Annotated in this window: 14 protein-coding genes and 1 riboswitch; of the genes, 6 read left to right on the top strand and 8 right to left on the bottom strand. The window is 68.7% G+C overall.

Going from position 1 to position 16,430, the window contains the following annotated elements; translation table 11 throughout:
- Positions 1-77: 77 nt before the first annotated feature.
- Positions 78-1,736, top strand: coding sequence for an FAD-dependent oxidoreductase (locus ACVKN3_RS18905; RefSeq protein WP_354516177.1), 1,659 nt, complete (start codon positions 78-80; stop codon positions 1,734-1,736).
- Positions 1,737-1,739: 3 nt separating this feature from the next.
- On the opposite strand, the gene ACVKN3_RS18900 is transcribed toward ACVKN3_RS18905, so the two are convergent.
- Positions 1,740-3,341, bottom strand: coding sequence for a peptide chain release factor 3 (locus ACVKN3_RS18900; RefSeq protein ID WP_036137239.1), 1,602 nt, complete (start codon positions 3,339-3,341; stop codon positions 1,740-1,742).
- 355 nt (positions 3,342-3,696) lie between these two features.
- A riboswitch (SAM riboswitch) is annotated at positions 3,697-3,811 on the top strand.
- Between the two features lie 91 nt (positions 3,812-3,902).
- Here ACVKN3_RS18900 and metX point away from each other — a divergent pair.
- The 3 genes from metX to ACVKN3_RS18885 are packed head-to-tail and all read left to right on the top strand — an operon-like array spanning position 3,903 to position 7,210.
- Entirely contained in the window at positions 3,903-4,946 is a 1,044-nt protein-coding gene (metX, locus tag ACVKN3_RS18895; RefSeq protein ID WP_354516175.1) for a homoserine O-succinyltransferase MetX, read from the top strand.
- A 3-nt stretch (positions 4,947-4,949) separates the two neighbouring features.
- Positions 4,950-6,146, top strand: a complete 1,197-nt coding sequence (metB, locus tag ACVKN3_RS18890; protein ID WP_285406488.1) for a cystathionine gamma-synthase — start codon at positions 4,950-4,952, stop codon at positions 6,144-6,146.
- Positions 6,143-7,210, top strand: a complete 1,068-nt coding sequence (locus ACVKN3_RS18885; RefSeq protein ID WP_354516174.1) for a homoserine dehydrogenase family protein — start codon at positions 6,143-6,145, stop codon at positions 7,208-7,210. The genes metB and ACVKN3_RS18885 overlap by 4 nt, the downstream gene beginning before the upstream one ends.
- A 490-nt stretch (positions 7,211-7,700) precedes the next feature.
- Here the strand turns inward: ACVKN3_RS18885 and ACVKN3_RS18880 are convergent, their stop codons facing one another.
- Positions 7,701-9,371, bottom strand: a complete 1,671-nt coding sequence (locus ACVKN3_RS18880; RefSeq protein ID WP_354517392.1) for an APC family permease — start codon at positions 9,369-9,371, stop codon at positions 7,701-7,703.
- A 158-nt stretch (positions 9,372-9,529) separates the two neighbouring features.
- Between ACVKN3_RS18880 and ACVKN3_RS18875 the strand changes: the two genes are divergently transcribed.
- Entirely contained in the window at positions 9,530-9,910 is a 381-nt protein-coding gene (locus ACVKN3_RS18875; RefSeq protein WP_036137230.1) for a hypothetical protein, read from the top strand.
- 74 nt (positions 9,911-9,984) lie between these two features.
- Here ACVKN3_RS18875 and ACVKN3_RS18870 read toward each other — a convergent pair whose 3' ends face one another.
- Entirely contained in the window at positions 9,985-11,367 is a 1,383-nt protein-coding gene (locus tag ACVKN3_RS18870) for an L-serine ammonia-lyase (protein ID WP_354517390.1), read from the bottom strand.
- Positions 11,368-11,439: 72 nt separating this feature from the next.
- Between ACVKN3_RS18870 and ACVKN3_RS18865 the strand changes: the two genes are divergently transcribed.
- Positions 11,440-11,664 carry a glutaredoxin family protein gene (locus tag ACVKN3_RS18865; protein ID WP_036137227.1) on the top strand — a complete coding sequence of 75 codons (225 nt, stop codon included), beginning with the start codon at positions 11,440-11,442 and terminating at the stop codon, positions 11,662-11,664.
- 3 nt (positions 11,665-11,667) lie between these two features.
- Here ACVKN3_RS18865 and ACVKN3_RS18860 read toward each other — a convergent pair whose 3' ends face one another.
- The 5 genes from ACVKN3_RS18860 to ACVKN3_RS18840 form a co-directional block, all read right to left on the bottom strand.
- Positions 11,668-13,011, bottom strand: coding sequence for a DUF697 domain-containing protein (locus ACVKN3_RS18860; protein WP_456992285.1), 1,344 nt, complete (start codon positions 13,009-13,011; stop codon positions 11,668-11,670).
- A 6-nt stretch (positions 13,012-13,017) separates the two neighbouring features.
- The gene (locus ACVKN3_RS18855) at positions 13,018-13,578 is read right to left on the bottom strand and encodes a YceI family protein (protein WP_343123023.1); all 561 of its coding nucleotides are present in this window, start codon (positions 13,576-13,578) and stop codon (positions 13,018-13,020) included.
- On the bottom strand, positions 13,575-14,159 hold the full coding sequence (locus tag ACVKN3_RS18850; RefSeq protein WP_285406494.1) for a cytochrome b: 585 nt from the start codon (positions 14,157-14,159) through the stop codon (positions 13,575-13,577). Before ACVKN3_RS18850 ends, ACVKN3_RS18855 begins: the two co-directional genes overlap by 4 nt.
- Positions 14,143-14,766: a YceI family protein gene (locus tag ACVKN3_RS18845; RefSeq protein ID WP_354517387.1), complete on the bottom strand. Its 624-nt coding sequence runs from the start codon at positions 14,764-14,766 to the stop codon at positions 14,143-14,145. The genes ACVKN3_RS18850 and ACVKN3_RS18845 overlap by 17 nt, the downstream gene beginning before the upstream one ends.
- 98 nt (positions 14,767-14,864) lie before the next feature.
- The gene (locus tag ACVKN3_RS18840; protein WP_354517385.1) at positions 14,865-16,322 is read right to left on the bottom strand and encodes a GTPase; all 1,458 of its coding nucleotides are present in this window, start codon (positions 16,320-16,322) and stop codon (positions 14,865-14,867) included.
- Between the last annotated feature and the right edge of the window lie 108 nt (positions 16,323-16,430).

The following is a 16,430-nucleotide window of genomic DNA, read 5'->3' as shown; positions in this document are numbered from 1 at the left end:
GTGACAGGTATTCGACGGCAGTCTACGCAGGCATGATGGCGCTCCGATACCCGATCGTTCCTCCTGGAACCCGCCGCATGGCCATCCCGCCCGAACACGATCCGTCCAGCCCCTCGCAGCGTCGCGAGCAGACCTTCCCCCACCTCGATGACGAGATGACCGCACGGCTGGTCGGCTATGGCGCGGAAGAGACCCTGCCCGCGGGCACCGTGTTGTTCGAGCGGGGGCAGCGGCACGTGGATTACTTCTTCGTGCTGGAGGGCTGCATCGAGGTCTATGACGTGCACGAGGACGGCACGCCCGACATCATCGTGGTACACGGCCCCAGGCAGTTCACCGGCGAGGTGGACCTCTTCAGTGAACGCCAGACCATGGTCAATGGCCGCACCGGCGCGGATACCCGTCTGGTCAGGCTCGATCCCGCCCAGTTCCGCAAGCTGGTTTCCGGCGAGCCGGACATCGGCGAGATCATCATGCGTGCCTTCATCCTGCGCCGCGTGGGCCTCATCCAGTCCGGGCAGGGTGGGGTCACCCTGGCCGGTTCGGCGCATGCCGCGGATACGGTGCGGCTGCGCAGCTTCCTCATCCGCAACGGTTATCCCTACCGGTTGCTGGACACCGATGTGGACGACGACGTGCGCCACCTGATCGACGGCTTCGGCCTCGACCCGGGCGAATGCCCGGTGGTCATCATGCCCGACCGGCAGGTGCTGAAGTGCCCGACCACGGCACAGCTGGCCGACCACCTGGGCATCACCATCCCGCTGGACAGCGACCACGTGCATGACGTGGCGGTGATCGGCGCGGGTCCTTCCGGCCTAGCGGCGGCCGTCTACGCGGCGTCCGAGGGCCTGGACACGCTGGTGCTCGAGGCGCTGGCTCCCGGCGGTCAGGCGGGTACCAGTTCGAAGATCGAGAACTACCTGGGTTTTCCCACCGGCATTTCCGGCCAGGCGCTGGCGGGCCGCGCCCAGGTGCAGGCCATGAAGTTCGGCGCCCACATGGCCGTCGCGCGCTCGGTCCAGGCCATGGACTGCTCGACGCATCCGTTCCGGCTCACCCTGGACGACGGCATGGTGGTATCGGCGCGGTCCGTGGTCATCGCCACGGGGGCGCGTTACCGCAAGCTGGATACCGTCGACTACGAGCGGTTCGAAGGGCAGGGCATCCACTATGCCGCCACGGCGATGGAAGCCACGCTGTGCGCGGGTGCCGAGGTCGTGGTGGTCGGTGGCGGCAACAGCGCGGGGCAGGCGGCGGTGTTCCTCGCGCGCACGGTGGCGCACGTGCATGTGCTGGTGCGCGGCAGCGGGCTGGCGGCGACCATGTCGGACTACCTGGTCCAACGTATCGCGCAATCGCCGCGCATCACGCTGCACACGCACTGCAAGGTCGATCACATCGATGGCGATACGTCCCTGCGCGAGGTGGGCTGGGTCTGCAACGACGGCACGCAGACCCGCCGGAAGGTCGGTGCGCTGTTCGTGATGATCGGTGCCGAGCCCAACACGGCGTGGCTGGCCGGCTGCCTCGACCTCGATCGCAAAGGCTTCGTGCTGACGGGCCGGGATGCCGACGGTTACGCCACGCCGTCGCCCTATGCGACCACCCTGCGCGGCGTGTTCGCCGTAGGGGATGTCCGCTCGGGGTCGGTCAAGCGTGTTGCCTCCGGCGTGGGCGAGGGCTCGGTGGTGGTGCAGGCGGTGCACCGCTTCCTGCACCCCTCGCCGGTCTGAGGATCACATCTCGATCGAGGCGGCGTGCTCGCGCGTGGCCGAGAAACGCACGCCGGGCCAGCGTTCCTGGGCCAGCTGCAGGTTGACCCGGGTGGGAGCGAGATAGACCAGTTCGCCCGCGGCGTCGATGGCCAGGTTGCCGGCATTCTTCTCGCGGAATTCCTCGAGTTTCTTCGCGTCGTCGCAGTGGATCCAGCGCGCCGTGGCCACGCCGACCTGCTCGAAGGACGAGTCGACGTTGTATTCGTCCTTGAGCCGGTAGGCGACCACGTCGAACTGCAGCACGCCCACCGCGCCGAGGATCAGGTCGTTGGACATCAGCGGGCGGAAGAACTGCGTGGCGCCTTCCTCGGACAACTGGGCCAGGCCTTTCTGCAGGGCCTTCATCTTCATCGGGTCGCGCAGGCGCGCACGACGGAACAGCTCCGGCGCGAAGTTGGGGATGCCGGTGAACGACAGCGGCTCGCCTTCAGTGAAGGTGTCGCCGATGGTGATGGTGCCGTGGTTGTGCAGGCCGATCACGTCGCCCGGGTAGGCGCGCTCGACGATCTCGCGGTCCGACGCCATGAAGGTGAGCGCGTTGGCGATCCGCACCTCCTTGCCAGTGCGCGTCTGCTGCATTTTCATGCCGGCGGTGTAGGTGCCAGAGCACACGCGCATGAAGGCCACGCGGTCGCGGTGCGCCGGGTCCATGTTCGCCTGGATCTTGAAGACGAAGCCGGTGAGTTTTTCTTCCTCGGGCTTGACCTCACGGGTGAGCGTGTTGCGGCTACGCGGCGACGGTGCGTGTTCGACGAAGAAATCGAGCAGCAGCTGCACGCCGAAGTTGTTGACCGCGGAGCCGAAGAACACGGGCGTCTGCTTGCCGGCGAGATAGGCATCGATATCGAACGGATTGGACGCGCCCATGACCAGTTCCAGTTCCTCGCGCAGTTCGTCGAGCGCGGCCTGGCCGATGGTGGATGCGAGGCCGGGGTCGTCCAGCCCCTTGAAGATGGTGGAATCCTGGCGCGTGAAGTTCTTGCCCGGCTCGAACACGTGCACTTCGTCCAGTACCACGTGGTACACGCCCTTCAGGCGCGAGCCCATGCCGATCGGCCAGGTCACGGGCGCGCAGGCGATGCCGAGCACCGATTCCACTTCGTCGAGAAGATCGATCGGCGAACGACCTTCGCGGTCGAGCTTGTTGATGAAGGTCATGATGGGCGTGTCGCGCAGGCGGCACACTTCCATGAGCTTGATCGTGCGTTCCTCGACGCCCTTCGCGCAGTCGATGACCATCAGCGCGGAATCGACCGCGGTCAGCACGCGGTAGGTGTCCTCGGAGAAGTCCGCGTGTCCCGGCGTGTCGAGCAGGTTGACGATGGCGTCTTCGTACGGGAACTGCATGACCGAGGATGTCACCGAGATGCCGCGCTCCTTTTCCAGGGCCATCCAGTCCGACGTGGCATGGCGGGCCGCCTTGCGGCTTTTCACCGAGCCGGCCATCTGGATCGCGCCACCGAACAGCAGGATCTTCTCGGTCAGCGTCGTCTTGCCGGCGTCGGGGTGGCTGACGATGGCGAAGCTGCGTCGGCGGCGGGTTTCGGTGAGGTGTGCGGACATGGCTGGGGTCGCTGTGGAGGCTAACCCCTGATTCTAGCAGGGGTACAGGGGGCGGCGGCGCCCGGTCGGGCGCCGCCGGAGCCATTCGCGGCGTGGTCCGCATGGGTCACGGCCCGGCCGCTGGCGATCGTCGCCCGGCATCCCGCCCGGCGCCGCGCGTCCACCCGTCCGGCATGTCCGGGGTGTTCGTGGCGGCGATCCCGTGTGGTCCTTGCTTTCGGGGTGAGTGGCCGGAGGCCATGGGCGGCAACGGATGCGCGGTCCGGTCCGCAAGTTCTCACCGGGATGGATGTCTGGACATCTGGACGTCTAAACGGCTGTTGACAGCCTTCGTGTGCAGGCGTATCGTCGGTTTCACTCATCGAGACCGGCTGAGGGACAGGCCCTTTGAAGCCGGGGCAACCTGCGGATTTCCGCGACGGTGCCAACTCCTGCGGGACGTGCCAGTCACGTCAGCCGATAGATGGGATGTCCGTTGCGGGCACGCTTTCGCGTACCCGTCGCTGCCAGTCCGCATATCGTCTTTCCCGCAGGGCTCGATCCCGAACGCAGGAATCCGACATGCCCGCTGAGCCCCTCACCGTGATCTCCCTCCCCGAAACGGCCGCCACCGTCGCCGCTCCGCGTGGCGCCGCGGATCTCACCGAGCAGCGGGGCGTCCGCCGCGTCTCCTTCCGGCCCAAGTACGGCAGCGACACGGTGGATGTCGATGTCCGCTACCTCTGGTGCGGCGCGTCCCATGCGCCCACGGTGATCGTCCAGGGCGGCATCTCGGCCGACCGCGACGTCTGCACCGGGCGTGAGCGGGCAGCGGGCTGGTGGCAGGAACTGGTCGGCCACGGCGCCGCCATCGACCTCGCGGCGTGCCGCGTGCTGTCGATCGACTGGCTGACCCCGGACGACCTGGGCGCCAATGTGGCCTCGGTGTCCAGCGAGGACCAGGCCGCCGCCCTGGCCGCCCTGGTCGATGAACTGGGTATCGGTCGCGTGCATGCCTTTGTCGGCTCGTCCTACGGCGCGATGACCGGCCTGGCCTTCGCGGCGGCCTATCCCGAGAAACTGCGCTCGCTGGTGCTGATCGCCGGCGCCCACCGTCCCCACCCCCTGGCCACGGCGCAGCGTTCCGTCCAGCGCGGTATCGTGCGCCTGGGTCTCGCCTCCGGCCACGTCGACGAGGCACTGGGCCTGGCCCGCCAGCTGGCCATGACCACCTATCGCGGCAGCGAGGAGTTCTCCCGCCGCTTCACCGCCGGCCCGGAACTGCGCGACGGCCGCTTCCACTTCCCCGTGGAGGATTACCTGGAACACGCCGGGCGCCGCTTCGTCGAGCGCTTCGACCCCGAGCGGTTCCTCGCACTGTCCGAATCCATCGACCTGCACGACATCTCCCCCGAGCGGGTGTCCACCCCGACCACGCTGGTGGGCTTCCCGTCCGATCGCCTGGTGCCACTGGCCGATCTGTGCGAACTCCAGCGCCGGCTGGCCGGTACCGCCTCGCTCGAAGTCGTGGATTCCCCCTATGGCCACGACGCCTTCCTCAAAGAAACCGTGCAGCTCGCTCCCGTGCTGCGTCACGCACTCAACGACTGTCGCGGAGACCGCTAAGCCATGACCCACGAATCCCGCCTGTGTACCCGCGCCGTCCGCGCCGGCATCGAATCCGACACCCAGCACGGCGCCGTCGTGCCGCCGCTGCACCTGTCGACCAACTACGCGTTCGAGGGCTTTGGCCGCAAGCGCGCCTACGACTACTCGCGCAGCGGTAATCCCACCCGCGACCTGCTCGGCGAAGCGCTGACCGAACTGGAAGAAGGCGCGGGCGCCGTGGTCACCGGCAGCGGCATGTCGGCGGTCGCGCTGGCCCTGGAGCTTGTTCCGTCGGGCGCGCTGGTGCTGGCGGCGCACGATTGCTACGGCGGCACCTGGCGCCTGCTGGACGCCTGGGCGAAGAAAGGCCGTTTCCGCGTCCGTTTCGTCGACTTCACCGACCCGACCGCGCTGGCCGACGGCCTCGCGGAGAAGCCGGCGCTGGTGTGGGTCGAGACGCCTTCGAATCCCTTGCTGCGCATCACCGACGTGCGCCACGTCGCGCAGGCCGCGCATGCCGTCGGCGCGCTGGTGGTGGTCGACAACACCTTCCTCTCGCCGGCGCTGCAGCAGCCGCTGAAGCTGGGTGCGGACATCGTCGTCCACTCCACCACGAAGTACATCAACGGCCACAGCGACGTCGTCGGTGGCGCGGTGATCGCCGCCGACCAGGCCGTGGCCGACCAACTGAAGTGGTGGGGCAACTGCAACGGCCTGACCGGTTCGCCGTTCGACAGCTTCCTCACCCTGCGTGGCGTGCGCACCCTCGCCGTGCGCCTGCGTGCCCACGAGGAGAACGCGCATCGCATCGCCGCGCGTCTGGACGCGCATGACGCCGTGTCGCGCGTGTTCTACCCGGGCCTCGCGTCGCATCCGGGCCACGCGCTGGCACAGCGCCAGCAGAAGGGTTTCGGCGCGATGCTCAGCTTCGAGATCGCCGGCGGCACCGACGCGATCGAAGCCTTCGTCGACGGGCTCCGTTACTTCTCCCTGGCCGAATCGCTGGGCGGCGTCGAAAGCCTCGTCGCGCATCCGGCGTCGATGACTCACGCATCCATGGCACCGGAAGCGCGCAAGGTCGCCGGCATTTCGGACAGCCTGCTGCGCCTGTCGGTCGGCATCGAAGACGGCGACGATCTGTTGGCCGACCTCGAAGACGCGCTGACGCGTGCCGCCGCCGTCGCTTCGGTCACCTCGAAACGCAAGGTCGGCGCATGAGCGCCGTGATCGCCGCTCCCCTCGTGGCCGATGCGCCGCGCACGGCGGTCGTGTTGCTCGGTACCGGTGTGGTCGGCCGCGCCTTGCTGACCCTGCTGGCCACGCCGGCAGCCCGGTCGCTGCGCCTGGTGGGCGTGGCCAATTCGAAGCGCCAGCACGCGGCGCCGGACGGCCTCTTGCCGGGCGATGCGGCCGGTTGCCTGGCCAAGGGCCGGGACGGGCGTGAGAATGCGCCCTTGCTGGCCGCCCTGGACGCCACAGGTGCCCCGCGCAAGGTGGTGATCGACGCCACCGCATGCGCGATCGAGGCGGGCCGCCACGCCGGCTGGCTGGCCGCCGGCTACCACGTCGTCACCGCGAACAAGGCGCTCGCCGGCGGGCAGCTGTCCGGCTGGCGCGCCTTGCAGGGCGCCACGGCGAACGGCAGCGTCTACGGGGATGCCGCCACGGTGGGCGCAGGGTTGCCCGTGCTGTCCACGCTGCGCCGCCTGCGCAACTGTGGCGACAGCCTGCTTACCCTGGAGGGCGTGTTTTCCGGGTCGCTGTCGTGGCTGTTCAACCAGTACGACGGCAGCCGCCCGTTCTCGTCGCTGCTGGTCGACGCCCGCCGGCTCGGCTTCACCGAACCCGATCCGCGCTCGGATCTGTCGGGCGAGGATGTGGCGCGCAAGCTGCTGATCATCGCGCGCAATGCGGGCTTCGCGCTCGGCAGCGACGAGGTGGAAGTGGAGAGCCTGGTGCCCGAAGCCCTGCGCGGCATCGACTCGAAGCACTTCCTCGAGCGCTTGCAGGAACTGGACCAGCCGCTGCGCCTGCGCCACGAGCAGGCCAGGGCCAACGGCAAGGTGTTGCGCTACCTGGCCCGCCTCAACCAGCGTGGCCGCGCGCGTGTCGGTCTGGTCGAGGTGGGTCCGGAGCATCCGGCCTCGCGCCTCTCCGGCACGGACAACCAGTTCGCCCTCACCACGACGCGATACCACGCCACGCCGCTCGTGATCCAGGGGCCGGGCGCGGGGCCGGAGATTACGGCGCAGGCACTGCTGGGCGATGTGCTGGCCCTATAGGTCTGTACGTAATAGTTGGGGTGCACGGGATATGCGCCTGCTGCTCGTACGATAAGGAGAAGAGGCGTCGGTTCTCGTGCGGTATCGGGAGGAGGCGTCGGGTGGTCACCCTCTGCGCTCGGGCAGCGGCCGCAAGCGGCCGAACTCGCTCAGAGGATGACCCCCCGACACCTCCCCGACGACTGAGGTGCCGGGTAGGGAAAGCGACGCTCGCGGCATCGCCCGAAGCGGCATCTCCAGGGTGGCCCCGTCCGAGATCGCCAGCGCTTTGCTTTTCCACTCCCGCTGCCTCTGTCGTCGCAGAGGTGCTGGGTGGTTACGCTCTGAGCGAGTTCGGCCGCTTGCGGCCGCTGCCCGAGCGCAGAGTGTGACCACCCAGCGCCTCCTCGCCCGACCATACGAACTGCCGCGGCTCCGGCTCCGACATCGGACCAAGCCCCAATCATGCGCGAAGAACCAAAAAAAACCGCCCCGAAGGGCGGTTTTTCCTTTACCGGCGGCCGGTGACTTGCCCGGCCTCGTCGGCGCTGGGCGGGAGCACGGGTTCACCGCCGCTGTCTTCGTCATGGTGGAAGCGCGCGGCCTCGACCATCGGCGTACGCCAGCCGGAGGCGACGCCCCAGAAGTAGAAGATCACGCCGATGACCGCGACTACGGCCAGGTCGTAGCCGTAGGGGAGGTAGTCGTGTCCGCCGAACGTTTTGCTGCCAGCCCAGGAGACAAGGGCGAGCACCGGCAGGTACACGATCAGCCACCAGGCGCCCTTGAGGTGGCGGTGGAAGTCTTCCCAGCCCGACTTGGCGGTGTAGTAGAAATAGATCGGCAGCGCGACGACCATCAGCAGGATGATCTCGCCGGTAAGCGGCCACTTCGCCCAGTACAGCAGTTCGGTGGCGAAGATGAAGGCCAGCGCGGCCAGGATGGGCAGGCCGGCGATGCGCAGGGGGCGCTTCAGTTCCGGCGCGGTGCGGCGCAGGGTCATGACGCTGACCGGGCCGGTCAGGTAGGAGATGATCGTGGACACCGAGATCACCGCCGCCAGCGTGCCCCAGCCGCGGAAGAAGAACAGGAAGATGAAGCTCACCACCAGGTTCAGCCACATCGCCGGGCGGGGGATGCCGAAGCGGGGGTTGATGTGGCCGAAGATCTTCGGCAGCTGGCCGTTGCGCTCCATGGCGTAGATCATGCGCGCCGTGGTGGCGGTGTAGGTGGCGCCGGTGCCGCTGGGGCTGACGAAGGCGTCCGCGTACAGCAGGATCGCCATCCAGTTGATCATCAGCGCGGTGGCCAGCTGCGCAAACGGCGAGGCGTATTCGAGGCCGGCCCAGCCGTTACCCAGCTGCTCGGGCGGCACGGCACCGATGAAGGCGATCTGCAGCAGCACGTAGACCACCGTGGCCAGCAGGATCGAGCCGATGACGGCGAAGGGCACGCTGCGGCCGGGGTTGCGGGCTTCGCCGGCAAGGTTCACCGGGCTCTGGAAGCCGTTGAAGCTGAAGACGATGCCCGAGATGGCCACGGCGGTGAGGATCGACGAGATGTCGATCGCGTGGTTGCCGCCGTGGGCGCCGATGTGGAAGTTGCCCGGGTTGTAGCTGGTGTAGATCAGCGCGATGCCGGTGGCGGCAGGCACGACCAGCTTGAAGACCGTGATCGCCGTGTTGCTCTTGGCGAACAGCTTCACGCTCCAGAAGTTCAGCAGGAAATACACCACGACCAGCACGGCGGCGATGGCCAGGCCCGGCGGGGTGAGTTCGCCATGGCCGGCGGTGACCACGTACAGGCCCTTGGTCCACTGCGCCCATTCCCACGGCCAGGAGGCCATGTACTGGACGGAGGCCTCGGCCTCCACGGGGATCACCGAGACGATGGCGATCCAGTTGGCCCAGCCGGCGATGAAGCCGACCAGCGAGCCGTGGGAGTAATGGCCGTAGCGCACCATGCCGCCGGATTCGGGGAACATCGCACCCAGTTCCGCGTAGGTCAGCGCGATGAACAGGATGATGACGGCGCCGATGATCCAGGCGTAGACGGCACCCGGGCCGGCCAGCTGGGCGGCGTGCCAGGCGCCGAACAGCCAGCCCGAGCCGATGATCGAGCCCAGGCCGGTCAGCATCAGGGCGAAGGCGCCGACGTCGCGGCGGATATGGTGGTTGGACATAAAGACTCCGGTCGGACGGGGTGGACAAACCACCCCAGGGCGGCACAAGGGCCGGATCATGACAGCCCGCGCCGCGCCTGTCAGCCATCGTTCACCCCGGTACACGGGGCGCCGCATCGATATACACTCGCCGACGCGGTAGGGCTAAAGGGGTTCGGATGCGTTCGATGGTGGTCGCCAGCGGCATGTTGTTGCTTGCCTTCACGGCATGCGGCATTGCCGCAGCCGATGAGGTCTGGAGCGACAAGGGCCGGCTGATCGATTCGGAGTCCTACGACCGTACCGCCAAGGGTTTCTACTTCACGCTATACCCTGGCGAAGACCCGGTGGCATCCGTGCGGCGCTGCGCCATGACGATGCGCGAGCTGGGCCACCTGGCCTCGGTCTCGTGCTTCGCGTACACCAGCAAGCAGCGCTTCGACACCCGCCGCGGCAAGCTGAGGATCTGCTACACCGCCGTGGCCAACTGGTGGGGCGAGGACGAGCCCGTGCGCGTCGAGACCGTCGAAAGGCTGCCGAGGGTGTGTCCTACGCGTTGATACATTGCCGCGTTGTGGGCTTTTCGCGCACATCGTGCGCTCCTACGACGGCGTCGCGTGCCCCAGGCGGGATGTCAGCATTCGATGACGTTGACGGCCAGACCGCCGCGGGAGGTTTCCTTGTACTTGTCCTTCATGTCGCGGCCGGTGTCGCGCATGGTGGCGATGACCTTGTCGAGCGAGACGTGGTGCTTGCCGTCGCTTTTCAGGGCCATGCGGCTGGCGTTGATCGCCTTGACCGCGCCCATGGCGTTGCGCTCGATGCAGGGAATCTGGACCAGGCCGCCGATGGGGTCGCAGGTGAGGCCCAGGTTGTGTTCCATGCCGATTTCGGCCGCGTTCTCCACCTGGGTGACGCTGCCGCCCAGGGCCGCGGTCAGGCCGCCGGCCGCCATGGAGCACGCCACGCCCACCTCGCCCTGGCAGCCCACCTCGGCGCCGGAGATCGAGGCGTTTTCCTTGTAGAGGATGCCGATGGCCCCGGCGGTGAGCAGGAATTCGACGATGCCGTCTTCCGAGGCGCTGGGGCAGAAGTGGCGATAGTAGTGCAGCACGGCCGGGACGATGCCGGCGGCGCCGTTGGTCGGCGCGGTAACCACGCTGCCGCCGGCGGCGTTCTCTTCGTTCACGGCCAGCGCGTAGAGGTTGACCCAGTCCAGGATGGTGAGCGGGTCGCGCAGCGCGGCTTCGGGCTGGGCCCGCAGCTCGGCGGCCATGGCCGGGGCGCGGCGGTTCACCTTCAGGCCGCCCGGCAGCACGCCGGGGGAGCGCAGGCCGCGCGCCACGCAATCCTGCATGGCCTTCCAGATGCGCAGAAGGCCCGCGCGGGTGTCCGCCTCGGGGCGCCAGATGCCCTCGTTGCGCACGACCAGCTGGGCGATGGTGAGGTTGTGCTCCTTGCACAGCGAAAGCAGCTGGTCGCCCGTGGAATACGCATAGGGCTGCTCGCTGGTATCGGCGACGATGCGGTCTTCGGCCGCTTCATCGGGATTGACCACGAAACCGCCGCCGACCGAGTAGTAATCACGCGTGGCCAGCTCGTTGCCCTCGGCGTCGTAGGCCGAGAAACGCATGCCGTTGGTGTGGAACGGGAGCTTCTGTCGCTTGTTGAAGACCAGGTCGACCTTCTCGTCGAAGGCGATCTCGTGACGGCCGAGCAGGCGGATGCGCCGCGACGAGCGGATACGCTCCAGCGTGGCGGGAATGGTGTCCGGATCGACGCGATCGGGCCATTCGCCTTCGAAACCCAGCAACACGGCCTTGTCCGTACCGTGGCCGCGACCGGTCATCGCCAGCGAGCCGAACAGCTCGCAGCGCACGCGCGCGACGCGATCGAGCACGCCCTTCTCGTCCAGCCAGTGTTCGGCGAAGCGCGCACCCGCGCGCATGGGGCCCACCGTGTGCGAGGACGAGGGGCCGATGCCGATCTTGAAGAGGTCGAAAACGCTGACTGCCATGGCTGGATAGGTTGGCTATGGGGATAGCCGGCTATTCTACGCCCCGACGCCACTGGCCCCATACACCTGCGCATGTCCCTCTTCACACTGTTCCAGCGCGACGATTGCCACCTGTGCGACCAGGCCCTCGAGGTGCTGGCGCAGGCCCGGTTCCCGGACTTCGCTTCCGTGTGGATCGACGACGATGCGACGCTGGAAGCGCGCTACGGGGCGCGCGTGCCGGTGCTGCGGCGCGACGATGGGGCCGAGCTGGGCTGGCCGTTCGATGTGGCGGCGGTGAAGGCTTTCGCGGGCTGACGACTACCCGCGAAGCCGCTTCATGATCTCCTCGCGGGCCTCGCGCAGGATGGAATCGCGATCCAGCCCCGCGACGATGTCGGCAACGGCGCGCTTGGCACCGTGCTCGCCCCAGGACTTGCCTGCCACCAGGTAGTGCTCGGCGGCCCGGCCGATCAGCACGGTGGCGTACCAGCCCAGCGCGCCCTGCGCGGCGGCGGTGACGACGACCGACATGCCGCCGCTGACGCCCTTCAACGCGGAGGCTGCCAGCTGCATGCCCCAGACCGCGCTCATCAGTGCTGCCAGTTGCAGCGAGATGGTCGCCACCAGTCGGCCGGACTCGCTGCGGGTGAGCGGTAGCCCATAGACACGGCCCAGTTGCACCACCATCGCCGCGTCCAGGCCGCCGGCCAGCAGCAGGTCGGTGACGGGTACGGGGTTGAGTGCCACGGCCACGGCCTTGGCGATGCAGTACTGGCGAATGACGCCGGAGGCGACGTCGCGACGCGTGACGGCGATGCGCTCGCTGATCTGGTCGGTCAGCCGCCCGGCGAACAGGCCCGCGTTGATCGCCGACAGGGTCTTGCCTTCGCGTTCGGCGATGGCCAGCAGGCGCGTCTTCAGGGCGGTGACGTCGGCCGGCACGGCCTCTTGGGTGGTGTGCTCCCTGCCGGATGCATCCACCTCCACGATGCGGCGGGGGGCCGGGTGTGCGGCCACGCCGATCACGTCCTCGCGCCTGACCAGGCCGTCGGTATGCTCGCGCAGGCGTTGCAGCAAACCGTCGCGTTCGTCGTCGCTGTAGCGGTCGGTCTTGTTCAGGGCCAGGAGCAGTGGTCGGCGCGTAGCGGCAAGCGTCCGCAGCGCGTCGCGTTCCTCGCGGGTGAGGTCGCCGTCGGCCACGAAGACGATGAGGTCGCTGACCTCCGCCACTTCGTAGGCCAGCGTCTCCCGCGCTTCGCCGCCCAGTTCGTTGATGCCGGGCGTGTCGATCAGCACCAGGCCCGCGTTAGCGGCTTCGTCCAGGCGCGCGACGTCCGCCTCGGTGGTGGTGCCATGCAGGACGCCGACGGTGAACGCGTCGCGGCCCAGCAGCGCGTTGCCTAGCGCCGATTTGCCGGCCGACACGCGACCGAACACGGCCACGTGCAGTTCCTCGCGCTCCAGGCGATCCAGCATGGTTTCGACGCGGCGGAAGTCCGCCGCCATGGCTTCGCGCACGGCGGGCGGAATGGTCGGGTCGTCCAGCAGGCCGCGCAGGCTGGATGCCACGCTGCCGCCGCGTTCGTCCGGCGCCGGCGCCGTGTCGGCACGCCGGCGAAAGCGGCCGGCCAGGCCGCGGAGACGATCGCGCAGGCCTGCCACGCCGGCTTACTTCGGCTGCAGGTTCAGCGAGCCGTTGACCAGCACCTCGTCGGCGATGGTCGAGGTTTCCTTGTAGTCGCCGCTGCCCACGCCGAAGTCGAGGCGCTTGAGCGTACCGGTGACCGACAGGCGCGCACCGCCGGCGTTGGGCGAGAACGCGACCTTGAGGGCGAGCGGCCGGGTGACGCCGTGCAGGGTCAGGTTGCCGTTGGCGATGACATCGCCCTTGGCATCCTTGCTGAAGCCGGTGGTGACGTAGTGCGCCGTCGCGAACTTCTTCACGTCGAAGAAATCGGGGCCCGGCAGCGCGCCGTCGCGATCGCCGTCGCCGGTTTTCGCCGTGGCCATGTCCACCGTCACGTCGAACCGCGATGCGGCCAGGTTGGCGGCGTCGTAGCTGATCGCCGCGTCGAACTTGCCGAACGTGCCGTCGAACTGCTGGCCCTGGAACTTGCCGCTGAAGCCCAGCGTGCTGCCCGGGCCGACCTTGTAATCCGCGGCGGAGGCGGCGAACGGCAGTGCAAGCGCCAGGCTGAGGACGGCAAGGCGGCGGATCATCGGGGTCATGGCGTATCTCCGGGAGGGGTGGGGATGCCGCGCCTTGCGCGGCCGAAGGGCAACATGCGGCGGAGCGTATCGTCGCGGTCGAGGAGGTGGTGCTTCAGCGCACCGCCGACATGGGCGACCAGCACGGCCAGCAGCAACCAGAACAGCCACTCGTGCACGGTGCCCAGGGTGTCGGACAGGGCCGGGTTCTTCTCCACCAGCGCGGGCAGGTTGAACTGCTTGAAATATTGCAGCGGAAAACCGTGGGCGGAGTTGAACGCCCACCCGGTAAGCGGGATGGCGGCGATGAGCAGGTAGAGGATGCCGTGCACCGCATGCGCGGCCAGCTGCTGCCAGCGCGGTGCCGGCATGTCGGGCGGACGGCGGTCGATCGCGCGCCAGAGCAGGCGCAGCAGGAACAACGCGAGCACCGTGAGGCCGATGGACTTGTGCAGCGCGAACATGTCGATCTTGCGCATCGACGGCTTCAGGCCATCCATCCAGACGGCGAACGCGCCGTTACCCAGGATCAGCAGGGCCATGACCCAATGGAAGGTCTTGGCGACGGTGCTCCAGCGGGTGGCGTCACTGCGCAGGGGCATGGGCGTTGTCCTTTTCGGTGGTGGTGGCCGCATCGCCACGGATGGCCTCGATTTCCAGCCACACGGTGACGTCGTTGCCGATCGAGTTCGCGTTGGAGGTCATGCCGTACCGCGTGCGGTCGAGGATCACCGACGACGAGAAGCCGGCCACCGTATGCATGCCGTAGATGGTGGTGCCGACCCGGTTGACGCGGAAGGGCAGGTCGAGCGGCAGCGTGACGCCGCGCAGGGTGAGCTTGCCGTGGACGACGCCTTCCGCGTCGTTCCTCTTCTCCACCGAATCGCTGACGTAGCGGGCGGTCTTCGCACGGTCGCTGTCGAGCAGCGCGCTGCCGCGTACGGCCTTGTCCCAGGCCGCATCGCCCATGTCCACCGAGGACAGGTCGATCGTCGCGTCCACGGACGACTTCGACCAGTCGTCCCGGTCGAAGCGGATCGTGCCGTCGGTGACCCTCAGGCGTCCGAACGAGCGGGAGAAACCGTTGTGCTCGACATTGAAGACCACCTGGCTGTGCACCGGATCGATGCGGTAGGCGGTGGCTTCGGCATGGGCGGCCAGCGGGGCAAGACCGAGAAGCAGCAGGGGAAGGGCACGGATAGGGCGCATGGATGGGCCGGGAGCGGGTCGGGGCCGCGTGGCGGCCGATGGGGGCAGTGTGGCCGAGCGCGGGCCGGTTGTCAGTACGGCTCCCGGGAACAGATCGTTCACTCGGTGCCTCGCAAGGCCTCGCCGGTCAGCTCTGCCAGCCGGCGCAGCCGGGACCCGCTGGCGTCGCCGAGCAGCTCGCGCATGCGCTCGCCGGCGTCGGCCTGGTCGAGCGCCTGCCGCTCGGCCAGCGTCGCCGCCAGCGCCCGGCCCAGGCTGTCGAAGATCAGCGCATAGGCGAACGCATGCAGCACGCCGCCGCCCAGCGTGCCCAGGCCCGGGAACGCCTTCAGCGCATTGCCGGCCACGGCCAGCACCACCGAGGTGCCCGTGCGCAGGGTGAGCCGTGCCTGCTTCAGCAGGTTCTCGATGTCGACATCGGTCACGCGGACGCCGTGCAGTTCGGCCAGCGCGCGCACCATGCCGGCGGCCAGCGCACCCTGGATCACCAGGTCGGTGCCCGGGGCGACGGCGGCCATGGCGCCGACGATCGCGCGCCGGGCGTAGCGTGTGACGATGCGTTCCGCCTCCGTGGCACGATGAATGGCCTCGTGCTCGCCCGTGCGCTCGTGGATGCGGGCCAGCACGGCGTTTTCCCGCAGCGGCTCCAGTCCCTGCGTGCCCGGGGCGACCAGCCGCACGATGGCGTCCCGCAATGCCGCGACGTCGGGGACGCGCTGGCGCGTCACCGCTTCGCTGCGGCCGTCGGCCAGCCGGCGGGTGAAGCGTTCCTCGCCGCCGGCGCTGATCGCGACCACCGCGTCGGGCACGCCGCCGGCCTGGTCGCGCACGTGCCGCAGCACGCGTTCGCGATCGTCGTCCGACCACTGGTCGGCCTTGTTCACCGCCAGCACCAGCGGCTTGCCGAAGTCGCCCAGCCAGCGCAGTTCATCGCCCTGCGTCCGGGTCAGGTCGCCCGCGCAGACGTAGACCACGGCGTGGGCGCGGAGGGCCTCGTCGCGTGCCATGCGCTCGCGCGCGTCACCTCCCGCTTCCGCGGAACCGGGCACGTCGGCCAACAGCCAGCTGTCGCCACGCGGTGCCACGCCTTCGTAATGGGCGACCTCACGCGTGGTACCGCCGCGCGCGTCGCGCCGGGGCTGGGCGCCGGGCACCAGCGCAGCGATCAACGAGGACTTGCCGGTGGAGATCTCGCCGAACACGGCGATGTACAGTTTCTCGCTGGTGCGGCGACGGTCGAGCTCGTCGAGCTCATTGCGGATTTCCTCAACCTCGGCGCCGGCGTCGCGCAGGGCGGCCAGGCGCGTTTCGAGGGATGTGCGGTCCGGGGCGACGACCGGCCCGCGTGGCTTGCGTGGTCGCAGCCACCAGACGCCCGCCGCGACGCCGGTCAGCACCAGGGCGATCATGCCCGTGCCGACCAGCCAGCGCATGCCCGTGGGCAAGCCCATGAAACGCTGGGCCAGCGCGAGCGCGCGGTCGAAGGCGGCCAGCAGCAGCCAGGCGAGTGCGGCAAGTCCGACAGCCGCGATGAGTAGACGCAATCGGCGTGACATGGACTCATTCTAGAGGCAAGCGCCCACGCGAATGCCTACATCGCCGCGCGGCGTCAAGCCGTACAGCTTTCCGCAGGTGCATGGCATGATCGGGATCGCACCAGGAAC

This window comes from Luteibacter sp. PvP120 (genome assembly GCF_054055715.1).
The sequence above is the reverse complement of the archived record's forward strand: the minus strand, read 5'-3'. Positions and strand labels throughout refer to the sequence as shown.